Source organism: Mycobacterium sp. IS-1590 (assembly GCF_001500025.1).
Classification (GTDB): domain Bacteria; phylum Actinomycetota; class Actinomycetes; order Mycobacteriales; family Mycobacteriaceae; genus Mycobacterium.
This window is the reverse complement of the sequence record NZ_LQIW01000045.1, coordinates 189,867-211,680: the sequence shown is the minus strand read 5'-3', so window position 1 is coordinate 211,680 and position 21,814 is coordinate 189,867. Positions and strand designations below refer to the sequence as shown.

20 protein-coding genes are annotated in these 21,814 nt (G+C 65.3%); 14 read left to right on the top strand and 6 right to left on the bottom strand.

The features are described from left to right. Positions 1-2: 2 nt before the first annotated feature. Positions 3-1,196, bottom strand: coding sequence for an amidohydrolase family protein (locus AU197_RS20390; protein WP_064404843.1), 1,194 nt, complete (start codon positions 1,194-1,196; stop codon positions 3-5). 202 nt (positions 1,197-1,398) lie between these two features. Here AU197_RS20390 and AU197_RS20385 point away from each other — a divergent pair, with 202 nt between their 5' ends. The 5 genes from AU197_RS20385 to AU197_RS20365 all read left to right on the top strand — a co-directional run bounded on the left by AU197_RS20385 (position 1,399) and on the right by AU197_RS20365 (position 5,877). Beyond that, positions 1,399-2,535, top strand: coding sequence for an acyl-CoA dehydrogenase family protein (locus AU197_RS20385; RefSeq protein ID WP_064404842.1), 1,137 nt, complete (start codon positions 1,399-1,401; stop codon positions 2,533-2,535). Further along, a complete protein-coding gene (locus tag AU197_RS20380; RefSeq protein ID WP_064404840.1) occupies positions 2,532-3,428 on the top strand; it encodes a TIGR03619 family F420-dependent LLM class oxidoreductase in 897 nt (298 codons plus the stop codon). Before AU197_RS20385 ends, AU197_RS20380 begins: the two co-directional genes overlap by 4 nt. 60 nt (positions 3,429-3,488) lie before the next feature. Continuing rightward, the gene (locus AU197_RS20375; RefSeq protein ID WP_064404839.1) at positions 3,489-4,121 is read left to right on the top strand and encodes a cysteine hydrolase family protein; all 633 of its coding nucleotides are present in this window, start codon (positions 3,489-3,491) and stop codon (positions 4,119-4,121) included. Positions 4,122-4,210: 89 nt separating this feature from the next. Beyond that, positions 4,211-5,407, top strand: a complete 1,197-nt coding sequence (locus AU197_RS20370; RefSeq protein ID WP_064404838.1) for an amidohydrolase family protein — start codon at positions 4,211-4,213, stop codon at positions 5,405-5,407. After that, on the top strand, positions 5,404-5,877 hold the full coding sequence (locus tag AU197_RS20365) for a MaoC family dehydratase (protein ID WP_064404837.1): 474 nt from the start codon (positions 5,404-5,406) through the stop codon (positions 5,875-5,877). The genes AU197_RS20370 and AU197_RS20365 overlap by 4 nt, the downstream gene beginning before the upstream one ends. 65 nt (positions 5,878-5,942) lie before the next feature. Here AU197_RS20365 and AU197_RS20360 read toward each other — a convergent pair whose 3' ends face one another. Together AU197_RS20360 and AU197_RS20355 are read right to left on the bottom strand one after the other, a co-directional pair. Beyond that, entirely contained in the window at positions 5,943-8,309 is a 2,367-nt protein-coding gene (locus AU197_RS20360) for a CaiB/BaiF CoA transferase family protein (RefSeq protein WP_064405084.1), read from the bottom strand. A gap of 139 nt (positions 8,310-8,448) precedes the next feature. Further along, positions 8,449-9,906, bottom strand: a complete 1,458-nt coding sequence (locus AU197_RS20355) for an aldehyde dehydrogenase family protein (RefSeq protein ID WP_064404836.1) — start codon at positions 9,904-9,906, stop codon at positions 8,449-8,451. 235 nt (positions 9,907-10,141) lie between these two features. Here AU197_RS20355 and AU197_RS20350 point away from each other — a divergent pair, with 235 nt between their 5' ends. From AU197_RS20350 to AU197_RS20315, 8 genes are read left to right on the top strand one after another with little or no spacing between them, the layout of a single operon-like run. Further along, positions 10,142-11,356, top strand: coding sequence for a cytochrome P450 (locus AU197_RS20350; RefSeq protein WP_502687893.1), 1,215 nt, complete (start codon positions 10,142-10,144; stop codon positions 11,354-11,356). Continuing rightward, positions 11,356-12,537, top strand: coding sequence for an acyl-CoA dehydrogenase family protein (locus tag AU197_RS20345; protein ID WP_064404835.1), 1,182 nt, complete (start codon positions 11,356-11,358; stop codon positions 12,535-12,537). The genes AU197_RS20350 and AU197_RS20345 overlap by 1 nt, the downstream gene beginning before the upstream one ends. A gap of 15 nt (positions 12,538-12,552) precedes the next feature. Then, a complete protein-coding gene (locus tag AU197_RS20340) occupies positions 12,553-13,110 on the top strand; it encodes an FAS1-like dehydratase domain-containing protein (RefSeq protein WP_064404833.1) in 558 nt (185 codons plus the stop codon). Then, positions 13,110-13,523, top strand: coding sequence for a Zn-ribbon domain-containing OB-fold protein (locus AU197_RS20335; protein ID WP_064404832.1), 414 nt, complete (start codon positions 13,110-13,112; stop codon positions 13,521-13,523). Before AU197_RS20340 ends, AU197_RS20335 begins: the two co-directional genes overlap by 1 nt. Positions 13,524-13,541: 18 nt before the next feature. Further along, positions 13,542-14,654 carry an acyl-CoA dehydrogenase family protein gene (locus tag AU197_RS20330; RefSeq protein ID WP_064404830.1) on the top strand — a complete coding sequence of 371 codons (1,113 nt, stop codon included), beginning with the start codon at positions 13,542-13,544 and terminating at the stop codon, positions 14,652-14,654. Then, a complete protein-coding gene (locus AU197_RS20325) occupies positions 14,651-15,100 on the top strand; it encodes a MaoC family dehydratase (RefSeq protein WP_064404828.1) in 450 nt (149 codons plus the stop codon). Before AU197_RS20330 ends, AU197_RS20325 begins: the two co-directional genes overlap by 4 nt. Positions 15,101-15,108: 8 nt before the next feature. Continuing rightward, complete coding sequence (locus tag AU197_RS20320; RefSeq protein ID WP_064404827.1) at positions 15,109-16,281, top strand: lipid-transfer protein; 1,173 nt, start codon at positions 15,109-15,111, stop codon at positions 16,279-16,281. Positions 16,282-16,310: 29 nt separating this feature from the next. Next, positions 16,311-16,913 (top strand): TetR/AcrR family transcriptional regulator, encoded by a 603-nt coding sequence (locus tag AU197_RS20315; protein ID WP_064404825.1) that lies wholly within the window; start codon positions 16,311-16,313, stop codon positions 16,911-16,913. Between the two features lie 5 nt (positions 16,914-16,918). Here AU197_RS20315 and AU197_RS20310 read toward each other — a convergent pair whose 3' ends face one another. The 3 genes from AU197_RS20310 to AU197_RS20300 form a co-directional block, all read right to left on the bottom strand. Beyond that, positions 16,919-18,148 carry a cytochrome P450 gene (locus AU197_RS20310; RefSeq protein ID WP_064404822.1) on the bottom strand — a complete coding sequence of 410 codons (1,230 nt, stop codon included), beginning with the start codon at positions 18,146-18,148 and terminating at the stop codon, positions 16,919-16,921. Next, complete coding sequence (locus tag AU197_RS20305; protein WP_231745086.1) at positions 18,145-19,350, bottom strand: CaiB/BaiF CoA transferase family protein; 1,206 nt, start codon at positions 19,348-19,350, stop codon at positions 18,145-18,147. The genes AU197_RS20310 and AU197_RS20305 overlap by 4 nt, the downstream gene beginning before the upstream one ends. Before the next feature lie 88 nt (positions 19,351-19,438). After that, positions 19,439-19,969, bottom strand: a complete 531-nt coding sequence (locus tag AU197_RS20300) for a nuclear transport factor 2 family protein (RefSeq protein WP_064405081.1) — start codon at positions 19,967-19,969, stop codon at positions 19,439-19,441. 135 nt (positions 19,970-20,104) lie between these two features. Here AU197_RS20300 and AU197_RS20295 point away from each other — a divergent pair, with 135 nt between their 5' ends. Next, positions 20,105-21,715, top strand: a complete 1,611-nt coding sequence (locus AU197_RS20295) for a class I adenylate-forming enzyme family protein (RefSeq protein WP_064404819.1) — start codon at positions 20,105-20,107, stop codon at positions 21,713-21,715. Positions 21,716-21,814 lie beyond the last annotated feature (99 nt).

The following is a 21,814-nucleotide window of genomic DNA, read 5'->3' as shown; positions in this document are numbered from 1 at the left end:
GGTCAGCTCCGCAGCAGCAGCTGTTCGGCGTTGTCGCGCATGATGCGCCGCTTCGCCGCGTCGTCGAGCGGGTCGAGGAGTTTGAGGAAGTCCGCCGGTTCGGCCAGCCCCTCGGCATGCGGGAAATCTGAACCCATCACCAGCACGTCGTCGTAACCCAGGCTGGTGACGATGCCCGGGATGTCGTCCTCGGGGTACGGCACGACGCGAACGTGCTTCCGGAAGATCGTCGACGGCCGCTCGGTCAGCTTGCCTCCGATCCACGGGCCGTTGCGGCCCATGCCGCGGCTCTTGTCCATGTGTTTGAGGAAGAACGGCACCCACTCGGCGCCGTGCTCGGCGACCAATACGTTGAGCTTTGGGAAGCGGCCGAACAGATTGTCGAAGATCAACGCCGAGAGCGTGTCCTCGATCGGCCGCTGACCGTAGATGTTCATCCACTGCCACGCCGACATGTGCCAGGACGCCGGGTCGGGATTGTGCCCCCAGGCAGGCGAGATCGCATTGAAGTACCAGAACGGCATGATGTGGTACACCAGCACGCAGCCGGCCTCCTGCAGCCGCGAGTACACCGGGTCGAAATACGGATCGCCCGGCGACCGCCCGTAGGCGGGTCCGGTCGGCAGCATCACGAACTTCGCACCCTCCGCGATGATCGCCTCGGTCTCGGCGATCGCCGAATCGAGGTCGCGCAGGGACAACAGCGCGGTCGCGTAGATGCGGCCCTCGAAGTCGAAGCCCCACTCGTCGTCGATCCAGCGGTTGAACGACCGCAGATTCGCGTACAGGGCCGCTGTGTCGTCGACGTAGTGTTCGGCGGCCAGCGCCATTCCGCTCGGATAGATCACCATCCGCTCGACGTTCTGCTTGGCCATCACCGCCAGCCGCGCGGAGCGTTCGATGTATTCCGGCTGCATGGGCTGCGGCTCGTAGGACTCCTCGGGGTTGCCCGAGCCCATCTGGCGCAGCATCTCCTTGAGCGAACCCGGCCGATACGCCACGTCCAGGCCGAGGCCGCCCTCGCTGTTGAACGTCGCGACGCGATGACCGGCGAGTATCACCTCAACTCCGTCGGCCCCCCGCACGGTCGTGATGGCGCGGTCCTTGAACTCCGCGGGTAGGTACCGGGTGAAAGCGTCGCGTGTCTCGTAGCAGTGCGTGTCGCAGTCGAAAATGCCGTAATCAATGGTGGTCACCGCGCCGCTCCTTCGTGCGAGAATGCTTATTCTCTCTTTCAGGAAAAGATACTATCCTCGATCGGTAATGCCTATCCGGGGTTGTCTCGATCGGGTACCGCCCTCGTCGGGCCCATCGCCGCGGCGATGGGTAGCGCGCCAGTGCGGAAGGAAAGCATGACTGCAGCAACGGTATTCGCCGTCGTGGCAGTGGGAGGTTCGTATGTCCACGGCTGAGGCGGTCGATCACCGCGACCTGCGCGAGGCAGTCCGCGATTTCCTCACCGCCAGGTCGCCGAGCAGCGCCGTCCGGGCCGCGATGGATTCTGCACCCGGCTATGACGAGCGGGTATGGCGCGAGTTGACCGCCGACCTCGGCCTGGCCGCGATCGCCGTGCCCGAGGAGTTCGGGGGTGCCGGCGCGGGCCTGCCCGAACTCGCGGTCGTCTTCGAAGAAATGGGCGCGGCCTTGCTGTGCGCCCCGTTCTTGTCCACCGTGGCGCTCGCGATCCCCACGCTGCTCGCCAGCGGTGACGCGGCCGCGATGCGCGAGTACCTACCCGCACTCGTCGACGGGTCGAGGACCGCCACCGTGATCTTCAACGGGAGCCTCGATCCATGGAACCCCGCCGCCGTGACGCTGTCGGCACACAGCGACGGTCTCTCTTATCGGCTCCGCGGGAACGCCGCGCTTGTCCTCGACGGCCATACGGCCAATACCGTTCTGGCAGCGGCGAATACCGCCGTTGGCACATCGCTTTTCGCAGTGGAGGCAGGCGCCGAGGGACTCAGCAGCGAACCGTTGACGACGCTGGACCGGACTCGCAAAGTCGCGAAACTGAGCTTCGACGGCGTCGCTGCGCGACTCATCGGGACCGACGGCGCGGCCGCGCCCGTCCTCGAGCGCGCACACCGAGTCGCGGTCATCGCGCTGGCCGCCGAACAGCTCGGAGCGGCGCAGCGGTGCCTCGACATGGCCGTGGGCTACGCCAAGGAACGCATCCAATTCGGCCGTGCCATCGGCAGCTTCCAGGCGGTCAAACATCGCTGCGCGGACATGCTGGTGCTGGTCGAGGGGGCGCGATCGGCCGTGCGGCACGCCGCCGTACTGCCCGAGGGTGAGGACCAGGCGGTGGCGGCTTCGGTGGCCAAGATGGCCTGTTCGGAAGCGTTCCTTCAGGTGGCGCTGGACAACATGCGCATTCACGGCGGCATCGGGTTCACCTGGGAGCACGACGCACACCTCTACGTCCGTCGCGCCAAAGCCACCCAACTGATCTTCGGCACCCCCGACTACCACGCACAACGCCTGGCAGATCTCGTCACATCATCAAGCCACCAGCCGGAAGGACGACCGTGACCGTTTCCTATTCGCTTGAACTCCCCACGCAGCGGGTGGAGGAGGCATCGGAATTCGTCAACGCCGAAGCGATCGCCGAGATAGCGCGCGCCGCCGAGTCCAGCGGATTCGCCGCTGTGCACGTCACCGATCACCCGGCGCCCGATGCGAAGTGGCTCGACCACGGCGGCCACCACGCCCTCGATCCGTTCGTCGCGTTATCGTTCGCCGCTGCGGCCACCAGCGACGTGAAGCTGCTGACCAATGTCTACATCGCCGCCTACCGCAATCCCTTCCTGGGTGCGAAGTCGATTCAGAGCCTCGCCGTCCTGTCCGGCGGCCGCCTCATCCTCGGCACGGCGGCCGGCTATCTGAAACCGGAGTTCAAGGCGCTCGGAATTGATTTCGACGCTCGGGGAACGCTGCTGGACGAGGCGCTCGACGTCCTGAGCCGTGTGATGACCGGTGATGACGTCGCTTACGAAGGGTCGTCGTTCGCCGCGCGCGGGGTGCGTCTGCGACCGGTGCCTGCGGCCCCGCCCATCTGGGTGGGGGGCAACAGCAAGCCCGCCGTGCGTCGCGCGGTGTCTCGCGCCCAGGGGTGGGCACCGTTCAACACCTTCGGCTACGCGGCGGCGTCACGAACCGCGGAGATCTCCTCCCTCGAGGACCTCGAGGCCGCGATCGTGTGGGCCAAGAAATACGCAGCTGAAGTCGGTCGAACCGAGCCGCTGGACATCTGCTTCTCGGCGGGGAACCTGCTCGACGACACCAAGTCCGCCGACGAACGGCACGCCACCATCGCGAAGCTCGAAGCCATGGGCGTGACATGGTTGACCATCGCCCCACAGGGCGCCGACCGCGCCGAGGTGATCGATCGCGCTCGCGCGTTCGCCGAGGAGTTCATCACATAGGGCGACGTACTTGGCTCCGGCGTAAACACAAGTTGCCGCCGCACGATAACGTGTGTTCTCATGCCGAAACCACGTCTGCAAGACCTCCTCGATCCCGCCACGACCGCGCTGGTCACCCAGGAGTGCCAGGGCGGAGTGATCGGACCGCAAGCCGGTTTACCGATGCTCGCAGAAGAGGCACGCCGCGAGGCGATCCCGAACATCGCGCGACTGCTCGATGCGGCCCGCGCCGCTGGGGTGACGGTGGTGCACTGCCTGATCCAGAAGCGCCCCGACAACCGCGGTTCGAACACCAATGCCAGGCTGTTCATGGCGGGTAAATCCTTCGCCGCAGACCTGACACCCGGAAGCCCGGGTGCCTCCGTGCTGCCGGAGCTGAATCAGGCCCCCAGCGACATCGTCCTCACCCGCCTGCATGGCGTCGGCCCCATGACCGGCACTGACCTCGACTCGGTCCTTCGTAACCTGACCATAAAAACCATTGTGGGTGTTGGTGTTTCGGTCAACATCGCGATCCCGAACTTCGTGATGGACGCCGTCAACCGCAGTTACCAGTTCGTGCTGCCGCGCGATGCGGTGAGCGGGTATCCGCGGGAGTACGCGGAGTCGGTCATCGACAACTCATTGGCGCTGCTCGCGACGGTGACGACGACGGATGACGTGGTCCAAGCCTGGAAGGAACTCGGCACTTGAGCCGATATGGATGTCGCCAATGCATGGTGATAACGTCGTTCTCACTAGCCGTAAATGATCATATTCGCTGCTCTTAGGAGGTCGGCCACATGCCTACCCGGTCCCTGCCGTACCCGGTCTTCGACATCGACAACCACATGTACGAGACGACCGACGCTCTCACCAAGTATCTGCCCAAGCAGCACCGCGGCAAGGTCGGCTACGTCGAGGTCAATGGGCGGCCCAAGTTGGTCGTCAAGGACCACATCAGCCATATGATCCCCAACCCCACGTTCGAACGCGTCGCTCGCCCGGGCAGCGCGGAGGACTACTTCCTCGGCAACAACCCCGAGGGGCTGAACTTCCGGGAGTTCGTCGGGGAGCCAATGGATGTCATCCCTGCCTTCCAGGCGCCCGCACCCCGGCTGGAGCTGATGGACGAACTCGGCATCGACCAGTGCGTCATGTACCCCACGCTGGCCAGCCTCATCGAGGAACGCACCACCGACGATGTCGTCCTGACCCATGCGATCATCCACGCCCTCAACGAGTGGATGCATGAACACTGGACCTTCAACTACCAAGACCGGATCTTCGCCACGCCGGTGATCTGCCTGCCGCTGGTCGACGAGGCCATCAAGGAATTCCGCTGGTGCCTCGAGCGCGGCATGAAGACGTTCCTCGTGCGGCCTGCCCCGGTGCCGAGCCGGTTCGGGGGTTCGCGCTCGATGGGGCTGCCCGAGTTCGACCCGTTCTGGCAGGAGGTCGTCGACGCAGGCATTCCCGTGACGTTCCACGCGGCAGACAGCGGCTACCAGAAGCACCTCATGGAATGGGAGGGCGGCGACGAGTACCTCTCGTTCAAGCCCAGCGCACTGCGCGAGGTGGTGATGGGCTTCCGGGCGATGGAGGACACCCTGGCCGCGCTGATCTGCCACGGTGCGCTCTCGCGCTTCCCCGACCTGAAGGTCCTCGTGGTCGAGAACGGCAGCGGCTGGGTGCGAAACCTTCTGCGCCTGTTGGACAAGGCGTACCGGACGATGCCCAAGGAGTTCGACGAGCATCCGGTCGAGGTGTTCAAGCGCAACGTCTACATCCACCCGTTCCTCGAGGACGACATCAAGGGGATCGTCGAGATCATGGGTGAGGACCACGTGATGTTCGGCTCGGACTTCCCCCACCCCGAGGGCATCGGCGATCCGCTGAGCTTCGTCGACCGACTGGAGGGTTTGTCGGACACCACGAAGGCGAAGATCATGGGCGGCAACGCCATCGAGCAACTGGGACTGCAAAAGGTCCCGGCGTGACGCAAACGAAAGCGTCGCCGACGGAGTACGACGGGATCGCCGCTTTCGAAGAGCACGTGGGCGAGCATCTGGGGTACAGCGCATGGCGCCAGGTCACCCAGAGGGAGATCGACCTGTTCGCCGAGGCGACGGGTGACCACCAGTGGATCCACGTGGACGCCGAGAAGGCGGCGAACGGCCCCTACGGTAAGACCATTGCTCACGGCTATCTCACGCTGTCGTTGGTGCCGATTCTCGTCCAACAGATCTACAAGGTGACCGGCTTGTCGATGCAGGTGAATTACGGCGTGGACAAACTGCGGTTCCCGGCGCCCGTTCCCGTCGACTCGCGCATCCGTGCGGGCGCAGAGCTGATCAAGGTGGACCGCACCGACAACGGCGCCAGGGCCACGGTGCGGGTCACCGTGGAGGTCGAGGGCTCCGACCGACCGGCCTGCGTCGTCGACACGATCGCCGCGATGGTGCCGTAGCGCGAAATTGCACTGATGCAGAAGGTCACTCGAACTTTCCCTGCATCATTTCGATCTCGACGAAGCTAGGCGTTCAGTAGGCGCTCACCGATGATCTGCTGTTCGCGCAGGGCCGAGATCTCCTCGGGGCGTAGCCCCAACGCTTCCAGCACCTCGTCGTTGTGTTGGCCGAGCGTCGGAGACGGGGTGCGGTGATGCCGCGACGGTCCGGGCGTGATCCGAAAAGGCCAGCCGGGGAAGCGCTGACGGCCCGCGATCGGATGTTCGAGGTCTTCGTAGAATCCGCGCGCGTCGAGTTGACCGATGTCGTACATCCGATCCGCGGTCATCACCCTTTGCGCGGGCACGCCGCGCCCCAGTAGCGCGTCGGCCAACTCCTCGGCCTCCCGTGCGGCCGTGCATTCCGCGAGTACCTCGTCGAGTTCGTCGTGGTGGCGCAACCGTGCCTCCGCTGAAGCGAATCTCGGGTCGTCGCGCAGTTCGGGGCGGCCGATCGCGTCGGTCACGGCGGTCCAATCCTCGTCGTCGCGCACCGAAAGTGCCACCCAATCATCCTCTCCCGCAGCGGCATAAACGCCCTGCGCATAACGGCGGTGTCGATTGCCCTCGCGCTCGCGCACACGTCCGGTCAACGAATACTCGATAGCGGGTTCGGCCGTCACCGCGGCGCCGACCTCGATCTGCGCCACCTCGATCAGCTGGCCCTCACCGGTTCGGCGCCGATGTTCGAGCGCCGCGAGCAAAGCGACCGCGGCGTGCACGCCGGCGATCGGGTCCGCTGGTCCCTGTAGGTTGCACGGCGGACCGTCGGCGTAGCCGGTGACCGCGGACATCCCGGCCAGCTGTTCGATGTTGAGGGCCCAGCCGACGTAGTCCCGCCACGGGCCCTCGAGGCCGAACCCGGGCATGCGCACCATGACCACACCCGGGTTGATTCGTACCAGTGAGTCGTAGTCCAACCCGAATTGCTCGACCACCCGCGGCGAGAAGTTCTCGACCACCACATCGGCATCCGCTGCGAGTCGCAATGCCAACTCCCGGCCGGCCTCGGTACCGAGGTCGAGGGTGATGTCGCGCTTGTTGAGGTTCGTGCCCTGCCACAGCGGCCCGATCTCGTACCATTGGTCGCTGTTGCGCAGCAGCGAACCCGAGTAGCGATGCCCGTCGGGTCGCTGAACCGACTCCACCTTGACAACGTCCGCGCCGAACGCGCCGAGATAGCAGGTGAGATACGCACCCGCCCAGAACGTGCTGAGGTCAAACACTTTCAAACCCGCGAACGGTTGCGATGCGTCACCTTCGACGCCGGCCTTGGGCTGCTCCCGCGACTCCCACCGGGGAGTGCCCGCCATACCCAGCGTCGGCGCGGGCCGCGGCGCTTCCACTGGCGTCCTCGACAGCCGAAACGGCGCCCCCGGCCGTCGAAAGCGCGCATCCTCGGGTCCGCCGTCGACGAAGAAGCCGCGGTCGCGGTACTGCGGGCAGTCCTGAATCGAGGAGCCGTCGTAGATCGGGGCGGCCGGAATCCGCATGGCCTGACTCAGCTCGACGAGGTCGCCGACCGAAATCGAGTCCAGCCAAGGCTGCGCCTTCGCGAAGAACTCATCGCGCTCCGGCCCGCCCAACATGATCGCCAGCTGGTGTTCGCCGAATTCGGGAAGCCCCATCATCGCGCAGACATCCAGCCAGTGCTGCCCGGTCAAACAGTTGATGCCGATCCAGCCGTCGGCCGCGCGGACGATACCCAGCATCGGTGCGGCCTTCGAATTCGTCGGCAGCCCCATGCTTTTCAGCCGCTCGGCCATCAGCATCGGATAAGGCAGCGTGCACAACAGCGACTCGAACGCCGAGACATCGGCCTCCACCAGCCGGCCCGGCTCGGCGTCCACGATGCGCAGTGCGGTCAGCGCCGCGAGCGCCGCGTAGCCTCCCGCGATGTACTCGGGTATACGCGCTCCGGCTTGCACGGGCGGTCGGTCGAACTCCCTGACGTTCACCCACCCCGACGCCGCCTGCAGGGTCAGTGATGTCGACGGCTGGTCACGCCGGGGACCCTCCTGCCCGTAGTCCGAGATCCTCACCACCGCGAGGTCGGGGTTGATCCGCTGTAACGACTCGCGATCAAGTCCCCAGTCGAACCGCTCGGCCGACCCGGCCGGCAGATCCTCGACCAAGAGGTCGGCTGCGGAGATCAACTCGTGGGCTTGTTCGATACCTCGCGGCGTTCCGAGATCGACTGTAAGGCCTCGTTTTCCGGCGTTGAGATACTCGAACAACCCGCCGTGCTCCCGCGAACCTTCGCCAAACGGTCCCCACGCGCGCAGCGGATCACCCGTCGGTGGCTCGATCTTGCAGACGTCGGCACCGAGATCGGACAGGAGCTTGGTGCAGTACGGTGCCGCGATGTCGCTGCCCAGTTCGACGACCCGCAGTCCGGCCAGGGCTTCGCCCGGATCGATGGTTCGCTCGCAAGCGTCGCTCACGCCTCGACTCCTCCCCGCTGCGCTCCTCGCTGCGTTCCTCGTTCCTGCGGTACTCGCTGCGATGCTCGCGCGTCGTCGCCTCTGGGGCTCACGCCGGAACCCCGATCGCCTTGGGCTCCATGTACGCACGCAATCCCATGACCCCGCCCTCACGCCCGATGCCGCTCTGTTTGAAACCTCCGAACGGGGCGTCGCCGGGGATGGTGCCGTTGATCGAGACCTGACCCGTCCTGATACGCCGTGCGATGCCGACGGCGCGTTCGACATCGGTGCCCCACACCGCACCGCCGAGCCCGTACGCGGAGTTGTTCGCCACCGCCACCGCCTCGTCGTCGCCGTCATAGCGCAGCACGGTCAGCACCGGCCCGAAGACCTCCTCCTGCGCGATGTACGAATCGGGGCTCGTATCGGTCAATATCGTCGGCTCGAAATAGAACCCACCCGATTGGCTTCGGGGACGCCCGCCGCCCGTGACCACCTTTGCGCCATCGGATTCAGCGCGCTGGACGAAGCCCTCCACCCGCTCGAGGTGCTCGCTGCTGATCAGCGGCCCCATGTCGACCCCGTCCTCGACGGGATTGCCGACCGTCACGGCGCGCGCCTTCTCGGCGAGCCGGCCGACGACCTCGTCGTGCAGCGCCGCGGGCACCACGAGCCGACTGTTGAGGATGCACGCCTGCCCCGCGTGCAGCGTGCACCCCTCGAACAACAGCCGTTCCAGCAGCTCGTCAGTGACCTCGACATCGTCGAGCAGAACCGACGCCGATTTGCCGCCACATTCGAGCAGGATCCGTTTCATCGTCTTCGCCGCGCCCGCCATCACGTCGCGGCCGACCGCGGAACTGCCGGTGAAGCTCACCATGTCCACCCGCGGGTCCAGGGTCAGCACCTTGCTCGCATCGATGCCGGTCGGAGTGACGACATTGACGACGCCGGGCGGGATATCGGTCTCGGAGTCGATGATCCGGGCCAGGGCCAACCCGGCGAGCGGCGTCAGCGGTGACGGCTTCAGCACAACCGTGTTGCCCGCGGCCAGCGCCGCACCCACTTTCATCACGTTGAGGGTGTGGGGAAAGTTCCACGGCGTCATGATCGCCACCACGCCGAGAGGTTCGTACCGCAACAGGGTGGTACCCGCGGCCCCCCATGCGTCCATCGGCGCCTCGGCCGGCTCGAGCGCCAGTTCGGCGGAGTGCCCCGCCATGAATGCGGGACCGTCGACGTGGATCAACCGTTCGTTTGCTGTGCAACCCCACTCGGACTGCGCGAGCGCGTAGATCTCGTCGCCATGGGCCAGCAACGCATCGCTCAACTGCTGCAAGCACCGGGACCGCTCCTGCGGTGTGGCCGTCGCCCACGGCCCGGTGTCGAACGCCGTTCGCGCGGCGGCGATCGCCTGTTCGACCTGCGGCACCCCGGAGTCGGGCGCCGACGCGATCACGGCCTCGGTCGCCGGATCGATGACGTCGTATCGGCCGCCTTCCGGCTTCACCCAACTGCCGTTGATGTAGAGATCGTAGTCGTCGACAAGGGTGGATGCGGCCATCAGATCACTGGACCTTCCTCGTTACGGCTGCGGGCCGTCGAGCCGTCTCACCGAGGCTCAAATGCCCGACATCTGCGCCTTTTGTGTACACCGGCTAAGGCCACATAGTCAACGTTAGTGGCCGTTATGCTGCGGCGATGCACATTGACACGGTCATCTCGCGTGCGGTAGACACAGTCTCACCGGACAATTACATCTGATTTGTCCGATGCCCGATGGCTTGAGGAGCGCCTGCGTGCCCATTGAATCCACACCCCGACCGACCTCCGCGCATCCTCTCCACTCTCCGGACTTCTACGCCGGCGACCCCTACCCGGCCTACCGGGAACTGCGCGCGACGACTCCCGTGGTGTGGAACGACGTCACGAACTTCTGGGCGCTGACCAAGTACGAGGACGTGCGCTTCGTCTCGGGTCACCCGATGTTGTTCTCGTCGACACACGGCATCACCATTCCCGATCCAAGCCAGCCCGAGCCTGTCCAAGAAGGCAACCTGATCTTCACCGATCCGCCGCGCCACCGGCAGCTGCGCAAACTCATCAACGCGGGATTCACCCGCCGGCAAGTGTCGTTGCTGGAACCCACGATCCGGCGGATCGTCGACGGCATTGTGAATGACATCGATCCCTCTCGCGAGTACGAGTTCGCCGAGGAGATCGCTTCTCCCCTACCCACCCGGATGATCGCCGAAATGCTCGGCGCCGCACCGGAAGACTGGGAAAAGTTCCGCACCTGGTCCGATGCCGCCGTCGGCACCGCCGACCCCGACATCGAGCTGGATCACCTGGTCGCACTCGGTCAGCTGTACGAATACTTCACCAAGTTGATCGAGGCCCGGCGCTCCGGCGAGGTCTCCGGACAGGACGATCTGTTGAGCATCCTGGCCGCCGCCGAAGTAGAGGGGGAACGCCTCACCGACGCCGATCTGCTCAACTTCTCCTTCCTTCTCCTCGTGGCCGGCAACGAGACCACCCGCAACCTCATCGCGCTCGGTACGGCTGTGCTGCTGGATCATCCCGATCAGTTCGCACTGCTTCGTTCGGACCCGTCGCTGCTGACATGCGCGGTCGAGGAGATGCTGCGCTACACCAGTCCGGTGACGCACATGGCGCGACGAGCCACCGCCGACGTCGAAATCCGCGGCCAGAAGATTCAGGCCGGCGACACGGTGGTGATGCTGTATGGCGCCGCCAACCGCGATGAGGAGATCTTCGGCCCCACCAGCGAGGAGTTCGACATCACCCGGAACCCGAACCCGCACATCGCGTTCGGCGCCGGCGAGCATGCGTGTCTGGGCGCGCAACTGGCACGGCTCGAGGCCAGGATCATGTTCGAGGTGCTCTTCGGTACCTATCCGAGCATCGAGCTGACCGGGGACGTGACCCGCCTGCGCGCCACGATGGTGCCGGGCGTCAAACGCATGCCGGTGCGCCTGAAAGCGAGTGTGTGATGGACTTCGACTACACCCCCGAACAAGAGCGACTCCGCGCGGAGTTCCGGGAGCGCCTCGAGGCGGTGATGACCCCCGAGCGGCGTGCGGCGGTCTCCGGCCTGAGGGAGGGTGGCGCGGCGATGGCCGAATGCAGGCGCGCACTCGGGGAGGCCGGTCTGCTCGGTGTCGCATGGCCCGTGGAGTTCGGCGGACGCGGGCTGACCGCGCTGGAGCAGTACATCTTCAGCGAGGAGGCGCGCCGCGTGCATGCGCCGTTGCCGATGATCACGCTCAACACCGTCGGACCCACTCTGATTCAATACGGCACCGAGGAACAGAAGCAGAAGTTTCTTCCCGCGATTCTCAAGGGCACCGTCGACTTCGCGATCGGCTACTCCGAGCCGGGGGCGGGCAGCGATCTCGCCTCGCTGCGGACGACCGCGGTGCGCGACGGCAGCGAGTTCGTCATCAACGGCTCGAAGATGTTCACCAGCGGCGCGGAGTTCGCCGACTACATCTGGCTGGCGGCGCGCACCGATCCAGAAGCCAAGAAGCACAAGGGCATCACCGTGTTCATCGTGCCGACCGACTCGCCGGGGTTCTCGTGGAAACCCCTGCACACCATGCCCGGCGTGTCGACCTACTACACGTTTTACGACGACGTGCGGGTACCCGAGAGCGCGATCGTGCTCGGCGAGAACCAAGGCTGGAAGCTGGTGACCAACCAGCTGAACCTGGAGCGCGCGGCGCTCGGCAACCTCGGTGCACTCGAACCGTTGTTCGCCAAGACCGTGGAATGGGCCAGGACCACACCGCTGGACGACGGACGCGTCATCGACCAGCCGTGGGTGCAACAGGCCCTCGCGCGTGTCGAGGCGCAGGTCTCTGCCTACCGGTTGCTGAACCTGCGGGTCAACAGCAACATGAGCTCCGGCGCACTCGGCATGGGAGAGGCCTCCGCGGCAAAGGTCTTCGGAACTGAACTCACCCAGCAGGTGGCCCGCGAGCTTCTCGACGTCGTCGGCCAGGCCGGCACCCGCAGGGGCTCCGACGCCCCTCTGAAGGGGGAACTCGAAAGCGCCTACCGCCTCGCCGTCATCAACACCTTCGGAGGCGGCGCGAACGAACTGCAACGAGACATCATCGCCATGGCGGGCCTCGGGATGCCACGCGCACCCCGCGACATGCGAGCGTCCTGAGAAAGGAATCCAGCAGTGACCACAGCGAAAGACGAACTGCGCGAACGCCTCGACGCGCTCATCGGCAAGCCCACCGACGGTGTCGGCAAGCCGGTGCGCGCACCGGACCCGGTGAATGCGGCGATGATTCGCCACTGGGCGTACGCCCTGAACGACATGAACCCGGCCTACCTCGACCCCGAGTTCGCGAAGAACTCCCGCTACGGCGACATCGTGTCACCACCGGTGATGCTGCAGACCTGGACGATGCCGCCGCCGAAGCTGGAGGGCATCCACGAGCGCGGCGGTGTGCCGATCGAGATGAAGGGTGAGAATCCGCTGCAGTTTCTCGCCGACGCCGGCTACACCGGCATCATCGCGACCAACTCCGAATTCGAGATCGAGCGCTATCCGCGGGTGGGAGACGAGATCACCTCCGAGACGGTCTTCGACTCGATCTCCGATGAGAAGAAGACGGCCATGGGCAACGGGTTCTTCGTCACATGGGTGACCACCTACCGCGATCAAAACGGTGAAGTCATCGGCCGCCAGTGGTTTCGCACGCTGCGGTTCAAGACGGGTGGGAGTGACTGATGGCCAGCAGACTCGCCCCCTCGATCAGTCCGGACACGGAGTTTTTCTGGTCCGGGCTCAAGGATCATGAGCTTCGCATCCAGCGCTGCACCGACTGCAAGACCTTCCGCGTTCCGCCGCGACCGATGTGCGGGAGCTGCCAGTCGCTCAACTGGGACTACGTCGTCTCCAGCGGACGCGGCACGGTCTACAGCTTTGTGATGCCGAAGTACCCGCCGCTGCCCTTTCTCGAGTATCCCTACGTGGTCGCGCTGATCGAACTCGATGAAGGTGTTCGCATCGTGTCGAACCTGTGCGATATCGAGCCCGAGGCGATCGAGGTCGGAATGCCCGTCGAAGTCTTCTACGAGACCTTCGAGGCTCTGCCAAGCGGGGAACAGCTGGTGTTGCACCAGTTTCGGCCGGCGCGCTGAACTAGAGGAAAGCGACACATGGATTTCACCTTCACCGAGGAGCAGGAGACCGTCGCCAAGGTCGCCCGACAGCTCTTCGAGCACCGCGCCACCCCAGAGCATCTGACCGCGCTCGAGGCCGGCGAGGTGCGGTATGACGCCGCACTGTGGTCCGAGTTGGCGTCGGCCGACTTGCTCGGCGTCGCGCTGCCCGAATCCGTCGGCGGCACCGGCGGTGGTTTTCTCGAGTTGGGCGTGCTGCTCAGTGAGGTCGGGTACAGCGTTGCGCCGGTCCCGGTGTACGCGACGCTCGCCCTCGGCGCAGACACCATTGCCCGGCACGGTGATTCGGAGCTCCAGCGGCGGTGGTTGCCCGGGGTGGTCGACGGCAGCACCCTGTTGACCGCGGCGCTGGCCGAACCGGGCGGCTCGGATCCAACCGCATCGCGAACCGCCGCAAAGGCTGACGGGCAGGGCTGGCGGATCACCGGCGCCAAGGAGTTGGTGCCCGCGGCGCAGATCGCGTCGGCCATCGTCGTATCGGCTACCGCGGAAGACGGGCCCGGCTTGTTCGTCGTCGAAACCGACGGCAACGGCGTAGATGTGACTCCTGCGCCCACGACCAACGGCGAGCCGTTCGCCGACGTCGAATTGACTGATGCCATCGGGTCGCGGCTCACCGAGCGGGCCGACGCCGACATCGTCCGCGCGTTGTACAGCAGAGCGCTGGTGGGTTTGTGCGCGATGCAGATCGGCGTCGCCGACCGTGCGCTGAAGCTCGCCGCGTCCTACACCAGCGAGCGTGAACAGTTCGGCCGTCCCATCGGATCGTTCCAGGCCGTACAACAGCGTCTGGCCGATGCGTTCATCGACACCGAAGCGATCCGCTGGACCACCTGGCATGCGGCCTGGCTGATCGCAGAGGGCAGGCCCGCCGAGCGCGAAGCGGCCATCGCCAAGTTCTGGGCCGCCGAGGCCGGCGCGCGGGTCACCGCCTCCGCCCAGCAGGTACACGGCGGCATGGGCATCGACGTCACCTACCCCCTGTCCCGCTACTTCCTGTGGGCCAAGCAGATTGAACTCGCGCTCGGATCGGCATCACAGCAGCTGGCCCGGCTCGGCAATACATACGCGGAAGGACCAAACCAGTGACCTCCACATTGAACCGAACCACCACGCTCGCGTGGAACGACGTCTCCGTCGGCGACCAGGTGACGCCGCTGGACGTTCCCGTCACCACGACGCTGATCGTCGCCGGCGCGATCGCGTCCCGCGACTACATGCCGGTGCACCACGATCGTGACTTCGCCAATTCCCAAGGCTCCAAGGACATCTTCCTCAACATCCTGACCACCAACGGGCTGTGTGTGAAGTTCCTGCACGACTGGGCGGGACCCGAGGCCATGGTCAAGAAGCTGTCCATCCGACTCGGCGTGCCCGCCTATCCGAACGACCCGCTGCGGTTCGAAGGCAGCGTCACCGACAAGTCCTCGGCGGCCGGCGAGGGACTCGTCGAGGTCACCTTCAAGGGCACCAACAGCCTGGGCGATCACGTGAAGGGCACGGCGGTGCTGAGCCTGCTCGAGGGTGTCTCGTGACCCGAAGCATGACGAAAGACGGCATCGGCGGCAAGGCTGCGCTCGTCGGCATCGGTCAGACCGAGTTCTCCAAGGAATCCGGCCGGACCGAGATGCAGCTGGCCTGTGAAGCGGTCAAAGCGGCCATCGAAGATGCGGGCTTGAGCCCCAAGGACATCGACGGCATGGTGACGTTCTCCGTAGACGAGAACGAAGAGATCGAGGTCGCCCGCAACGTCGGCATCGAGAACCTCACCTTCTTCACCCGGGTGCCGCACGGGGGCGGCGCCGCCGCAGGAACCGTGATGCAGGCCGCGATGGCGGTCGCAACGGGTGCAGCCGAGGCCGTGGTCTGCTATCGGGCTTTCAACGAGCGCTCCGGGTTTCGGTTCGGTGGTGCCGGACGCCAACCCGGCGTCACCCCGCTGTGGATGGCCCCGTATGCCCCGTTCGGATTCATGACACCGGCGGCGTGGGTTGCTCTGCACGCTCAGCGCTATATGAGCACGTACGGCGTCACCAACGCCGACTTCGGCAAGATCTCCGTCATCGACCGCAAGCATGCGGCCAATAATCCCGATGCCTGGTTCTACGACAAGCCGATCACCCTTGAACAGCATCAGGAATCACGTTGGATCATCGAGCCGGTGCTGCGTCTGCTCGACTGCTGTCAGGAGAGCGACGGCGGGGTCGCGATGGTGGTGACCAGTGTCGAGCGCGCGCGTGATCTCGCCAGGCCGCCCGCCGTGATCACGGCCGCGGCCCAGGGCGCCGCATACGACGGCGAGGTGATGACCAGTTACTACCGCGAGGACATCACCGGCCTTCCCGAGATGGGCGTGGTCGGCGACAAGCTCTGGCGCAACTCCGGATTGAAGCCGGACGATATATCGACCGCCTTCCTCTATGACCACTTCACCCCGTTCGTGTTCACGCAACTGGAGGAACTCGGATTCTGCGGTCGTGGCGAGGCCAAGGATTTCGTGTCGGTCGACGAGCTCTCGCTGGGCGGCAGGATGCCCATCAACACCAACGGCGGACTACTGGGCGAGGCCTACATCCACGGGATGAACGGCATCACCGAAGGCGTCCGCCAGATCCGCGGCACCTCGTACAACCAGGTCGACGATGTCGAACATGTGCTGGTGACCTCGGGCACCGGCGTCCCGACCAGCGGCCTCATCCTGGCACCGGACCGCTGAGCGGTTAATGTCGTGCGGTGGCGTCTGACATGACCCAATCGGTGGAGGTCGACACCCGGGATGTCATCATCTCGGCCGCCTTCTCCTGTTTCCGCACGCGCGGGCTGGCGAAGACGACCATCGTCGACATCGCCCGCGCGGCCGATGTGTCACGCAGCACCTTCTACGAGTATTTCCGGGATAAGGAGACGATCGTGGAAGCGTGCGCCGAGGCGGCGTCGCAACGGTTCTACCGCAACATGGCCAAGGCCATCGACCGCCACGGGGGCAGCACGCTGGAGGGGCGGTTGGTGCGCGCCGCGGTCTTCGTCGCCCAGGCGCGTCGGGTGGTCGAGCCCGAGGCGTACTTCGACGCAGCAGAAGTCAGCCTCATGATGACCAAGAACGCCGCCACGCTCCTGAAGGAATGCGCTGATTTTCTGACCCCTTATGTGACCGCGGCCAAGCTGACTGGTGAGGTTCGTTCGGACCTCGATGTACCGTCGGCGTGTGAATGGTTCTCCCGAATGCTGTTCTCTCTGTTCACTACTCCGTCAGCAGTGATCGATATGCGCAACGACGACGCCGTGGCCGACTTCGTACGCGCATACGCGGTGAACGGATTTGTCGACAACGGTCGACGCCGGCGATAGCTGTTTCAGGAAGTCCGGCGCACCGGGACGTTGGAATAGCCACACACATTGGACATCGCCACGCGCCGAAGACCGTCACGGTCGACCTCGTACTCGGGGATCAGATCGAGCAGCGCGTCGAGCGCGATGCGGCTTTCCATGCGCGCCAGGGCAGCTCCGAGACAACTGTGTATGCCGTAACCGAAGGCGAGGTTGAAGCCCATTTTGCGGTCCCGGTCGATGTCGAGCCGGTCAGGATCGTCGAATATCCGCTCGTCGCGCAGGGCCGATCCCGTTATCAGTAACACGGCGGCGTCCTTGGGAATCGTGGTGCCGTAGTAGGTGACATCGCGCGTCGCGGTGCGGACCTGATATTGCGACGGCGCTTCATACCGCAGTAGTTCCTCGACCGCGGCGGGGATCTTGCTGCGGTCCGCGCGCAGCTTTCGCCACTGATCGGGGAAGTCCGCGAACGCGACCATCGCGTTGCCCACCAACTTCGTGACCGTTTCGGCGCCCGCTCCTCCGAGCATCGTGGCGAAGCCGGTGATGTCGACATCGGAGAGCTTCTCGACCACGCCGTCACGCTCGATCTCCGTCTCGATCAGACGGCTGATCATGTCGTCCTGCGGCGCCGCGCGACGCTGTCGCACGAGGTCGTAATAGTAGAGGCCGGTGTTCACTGAGGCCTCGTATCCGTCTCTGGGAACCGCTATCTCACCGGGACGGCGTTCGAGTAGGAGATCGAGCCAGCGTCGGATCTGGTCCCGATCCGCCTCGGGGACACCGAGCATGGTCGTGATGACCTCGTTCGGGAACAGCGCCGAGAAGTCGGCGACGACGTCGAAATGATCGGGGTTCAGGGCCTCGATACGCTCGTACACCTTCTCGCGCACCATGTTCTCCAACGCGGCGATCGCGCGCGGAGTGAACACATTGCTGACCAGTCGCCGCATCTTCTGGTGCTCCGGCGGATCCATCGAGATGATCACCTTCGGCACCGGGATGGCGTCGTCGTGCGCCTTGACCATGTCCAGGGTGGCGCCCCTCGCCGACGAGAAGGTCTCGTGATCCTTCGTGGCGGGTGCCACGTCGTCGTAGCGCGTCAGCGCCCAGAAGTCCCACTTACTGCTGTAGTAGATCGGCGCCTCGTTGCGCAGGCGGCGGTAGGTGTCGTACGCGCCGTCGAAGAAGTCTTGCGAGAACGGGTCGAATTCGACACGCCGCCCATCGACGTGATGCGGCGTCGCGCTCACAAAATGGCTCCAGACTCCTTGAGTTCTTCGATGGTGTCCCACTCGATCCCGGCGTCCAGGAGGATCTCCTCGGTGTGCTGACCGTGTTCGGGCGCACCATCAGGGGTAACCGACCGCTCGTCGAACTGAACGGGATTGGTGGGCAGCGCGAACGGCACGCCGTTGACGGTCTGGGTGTGGGCGACATATCCGTTGGCCGTGATGGCGGGGTCCTCGCAGAGCTCACCCGGGGTCTGCACAATGCCCCACGCACCCGAGAGCGCTGCCAGAGTTTCGCGCCACTCGGCCAGGGTGCGCTTGGCGAATGCCTCGTCGAGCAAGGCGATGAGGCTGACCCGGTTCTCGAACCGTGACGCGGGATCGGCGAATCGGGGATCGTCGATCAATTCCGGAAGCCCGATCACGCGCATCGCCTCGGCGTAGAACTTGTCGAGTTGCAGCATCATCAACTGGACGTAGCGTCCGTCCTTCGTGCGGTACGTCCCCACGAGAGGGTTGGGTGCATCCGCATGGCTGAACTTGGGAATCGCGCTGCCGCCGTGGATTTGGCTCACCGCTACGTCGGGGCTGAGGTTCCACGCCGCAAGGCCGAGCAGCGACACGTCCACGACCGACCCCTCGCCGGTCGTCGCCTTCTTGTACAGCGCCGCGGCGATGCCGCCTGCGATGGTCATGCCGCCGAGGAGGTCGCCGAATGCCGGGCGAGAGCGGACGAGCTCCTCGGCCTCCTCCGTCAGCACGGTGGCGATCCCGCCGCGCGCCCAATAGGAGACGCCGTCATAGCCCGGCTTGTCCGCGTCCGGACCCTTGGGGCCGTGCCCGGATCCCCGCACGTACACGATGCTCGGGTTGACGGCCCGGATATCGTCGACGTCGATGCCGAACTTCCGGCGGCGATCCGGCAGATAGCTGGTCAGGAACACATCGCAGGTCTTGGCAAGTGCGTGCACCACTTCCCGACCTCCCGGCGTGCTCAGATCTACGCCGATCGATTTCTTGCCGCGATTGGGAATCTCGATCATGTAGTTGACCGAACCACCGCCCTCGTCGACGATTCCCATGGTGACGAGGCCACGCTGCGGATCCCCGCCGTCTCGCGGTTCGACCTTGATGACCTCGGCACCCCATTCGGCGAGCACTGCACCTGCCGACGGCACGAAGGTCCACGCGGCGACCTCGAGCACCCGAACTCCGCTGAGCACGTTATCGACGGAAATGTCGGCCTCCTACAAGCGTTAACGGTCATTTGCAGATTTGAGAATCACACTATCGTGGGGGCTTGCTCACGCGCTACGGCAGCCGTGACAGGCGCTCGGGAAGCGCCGGGTCACCGCTGTCCCAGAATGCCCGCCAGGTCGGCATGCGGTGGGGCATCTGTGCGCGCAGCGGTACATCGCTGGGCCAGCGGATGAATTCCGGGCCGGGCCGCTCGGTCACGTCGACGGAGTACCAGGGATGCTCGCGTCGCTTGACGAAGTACCAGGCGCCGTCGCGGCGTTCGTAGACGTCGTCGTAACGCATCGTGATGACATACCACCCGTCGCCGTCCTCATGCTCGGCCCGGCAGTACGTTGAACCCGTCGCATGGTCGGGATCGGCGAAATCGAATGCATGCCCGCAGATCAGGTGGATGCTTCGATAGAACCTCCGCAGCACCTCGTCGTACCACCGCCTGAGCGCCGCCCTACCGACGCCGTGCGACCCGGCGTGCACGTCGTCGACGAACAACGCCACCAGCGCGTCGAGATCCCGCGCATCGAGTGCCATGGCGTAGCGGCTGGGCAGTTGGGCGATCTCGATGCTGGACTCGAGTCGATCCACCCGGTCGGACGTCGACATGGCCGGAGTCTAATGGCCGGGGACATCCAGCGAGAACCGATATTCTCGTTTGGGGTGAAGATGGCTATCCTGTTGAGGCAGCCCGTCCGAGCGCAGGATTGCTAAGGATTCCACCTCGTGCCCTTCCCGACATTTACGCCAACGATCCCCACCCTCGTCAGGTCGTCCGCGGCGCGGTTCGGCGACAAGCCGTTTCTCATTGCGGATGGTCAGACGTTGACCTATTCCGACCTGGAGCAGCGGTCGGCTCGCGTGGCGACGACGCTGCTGGACGAGGGCTTCGGGAAGGGTGACCACGTCGGCATCCTGATGCCCAACAGCATCGACTGGGCTGTCGCCTGGTTCGCAACGACCCGGATCGGCGCGGTTGCGGTGCCGTTGAACACCTTCTACAAAGCGGCTGAGCTGGCGTGGACCGCTCGTCACGCCGATCTGCGTGCAATCCTCGCCCTGTCGGATTTCCGTGGCCACAGTTTCCTCGACCGCCTCGAAGAGGCGCTGCCGGGCCTCGCCGACCAGAGCGTTCCCGGCAGACTGGCCGTGTCGGGCGCACCGTATCTGCGCACGATCGTGGTGTGGGGACGCAGCGACCGCTCGTGGGCGACGACGCTGCCGGTCAGCGCGGATGAGCGATACGGCGCCGACTTCTTGGCGGAGGTCGAGTCGTGCGTGACGCCTGCCGACGACGCGATGATCATCTACACCTCGGGCAGCACCGGAGACCCGAAAGGCCCTGTGCACACCCACGGTACGTTGGTGCGCCACACGTACAACCTGACGTTCGACTACGGCGTCACGAACACCACGGTGATGTTCACGGCGATGCCGTTCTTCTGGGTCGGTGGCCTGATCACCGGCATCCATGCGGTGATCCATCACGGTGCGACGCTGGTGACCCAGCCCGCGTTCGACGCCGCCGAGGCGCTCGAGTTGATCGAACGTCATCGCGCGACCATCACGCTGGGCTGGCCGCAGCAAGGCAAGTCGCTGGCCGAGCACCCGGACTTCGCGCGGCGCGACCTCAGCTCGGTGCAGCGCACCAGCATGCCCGCCATGGTGCCCCCCGAACGCCGGCCCGAGGGCCCCAATGCGCTGGGGATGACCGAACTCTGCGGCAACCACATCGGCGTCGACCCGTATCCACCGCAGCCGGCCGATCGCTCGGTGACGGGCGGATACTCGATCGAAGGGTTGTCGCATGTTCTCGTCGACCCAGAGACGGGAGACCCCGTGCCCCCGGGCCGCGACGGCGAGATCTGGGTGCGTGGCTACTCGCTCATGCAGCGGCTGTACAAGCGGGAGCGGGAGGACGTGTTCACGCCCGACGGCTACTACCGAACCGGCGACTGCGGAGTCCAGTACGACGATGGCTGGATCACGTTCACCGGGCGGTTGGGCGACCTGATCAAAACCAGTGGCGGCACCAACGTCACACCGGGAGAAGTGGAGTCGGCCCTGTCCGGGTGCGACGGCGTTCTCGAGGCCTATGTCGTCGGTGCCGAGGATGGCCGCAACGGAACGATCGTGGCCGCGGCGGTGGTGCCGCGCGGCGACGCGCAGCTGGATGCCGAGGCTCTGCGGGCAGACCTCCGCAGCCAGCTGTCGGCATACAAAGTGCCGAAGTTCATCTGGGTCACAGACAAAGAGGCGCTGCCGTTCACCGCCACCGGCAAGGTCAAGAAGTCGGACCTCGCCAAGCAGCTCGGTGATCTCCTGGCCGACAGGTGAGCCCATAGCTCTCGCGAAGAGGGTTTTCCGTTTCCGGAAACTTGCATTCTCGCTCCGGTACATTCGCGACGAGGCATTGGAACCGGTCCACCTCCCCGA